Origin of the sequence: Paractinoplanes toevensis, assembly GCF_018332695.1 — a bacterium.
GTDB classification, from domain to species: domain Bacteria; phylum Actinomycetota; class Actinomycetes; order Mycobacteriales; family Micromonosporaceae; genus Actinoplanes; species Actinoplanes toevensis.
In genome coordinates this window covers 1-1001 of the sequence record NZ_BOQN01000228.1, presented here as the reverse complement: position 1 = coordinate 1001, position 1001 = coordinate 1, and the positions used below count along the sequence as shown (strand labels likewise).

The following is a 1001-nucleotide window of genomic DNA, read 5'->3' as shown; positions in this document are numbered from 1 at the left end:
CGCGGTGCTGGCCGAGCTGCTACCGCTGGGAGTCTCGTCCGGGGCGTCACCACAGGCGGCGGCGGTGAGGGCAAGCCCACCGGCCGCGAGAATCGCAAGGATCCGCTTCCCACGTACTGGGCGCAAGACGCCCTCCTTCCAATGCACACCGACACCCGTCGGTGAGTCTTCAAGTTGGGGAGCGTAGCCGCAGGCCAGGACAGCAGCGGCGGATTGTCCCGGACTGTTGGCGCACCGTTATCTCGCCGCAACCGGCGATCATCTTGAACGCCGGTTTAGGCGGATCTAAGCGCGAATTGACCGGACATTGCGTAACGTGCCGTTAATCTTTCGGCCGGACCGCCGCCTCGGGCGTGAATTCTTCGGCCGGCCGGCGCCGCCAGGCGACCACCCCGAGCACGCCCACGGTGCTGCCGATCACGAGCGACGCGGCAATCAGCACGGCGTGCACCCAGAGGAAGGACGTCGGGCTGCCGTCGGCGAACGATCGGTCGTCGCGGTAGATGGCGAGGCCGAAGCGGGGCCAGATCACCCAGGTCCAGACGCCGACCGCGATCAGGAACAGGGCCCAGCGCCGCGTGATCACCATATCGTCACCCTTTAAAAGTGAGCGTTCGTTTTATAGTGGGAGCATGCCACGCGTCTCCGAGGAGCATCTCACCGCCCGCCGCGAGCAGATCCTGGCCGCCGCCCGCACCTGCTTCCTCAGCAAGGGCCTGCACAACACCTCCATGCAGGACCTGATCCAGGAGGCCGGCCTGTCGGTGGGCGCGGTCTACCGCTACTTCAAGTCGAAGAACGAGATCATCAACGCTATCGCCGCGACCGTGGCCGGCGGCATCCAGCGGCACATCGAGGCCATCGCCGCCGAACGGCTTCCGCTGGCCGAGTCGCTCGAACGGATCCTCGAGGCCGTCGATTCGCAGATCCTGCCGGGTGGCAACCTGCCGATCGCGCTGCAGATCTGGGCCGAGGCCACGCTCGACCCGGCGATCGGCGAG

General features: G+C 66.8%; 2 protein-coding genes. One reads left to right on the top strand and one right to left on the bottom strand.

Annotated elements, in window-relative coordinates; translation table 11 throughout:
- Window positions 1-322 precede the first annotated feature (322 nt).
- Window positions 323-589, bottom strand: coding sequence for an SCO4848 family membrane protein (locus Ato02nite_RS50820; protein ID WP_213013948.1), 267 nt, complete (start codon window positions 587-589; stop codon window positions 323-325).
- Window positions 590-632: 43 nt separating this feature from the next.
- On the opposite strand from Ato02nite_RS50820, the gene Ato02nite_RS50815 reads away from it, so the two are divergent.
- Window positions 633-1001 (top strand): TetR/AcrR family transcriptional regulator (locus Ato02nite_RS50815; RefSeq protein WP_213013947.1); only part of this gene is annotated, 369 nt, incomplete at its 3' end.

What these genes read in the sequence shown, in the direction of transcription:
- Ato02nite_RS50820 (WP_213013948.1), bottom strand. Translation starts at nt 589, where the DNA reads ATGGTGATCACGCGGCGCTGGGCCCTGTTCCTGATCGCGGTCGGCGTC.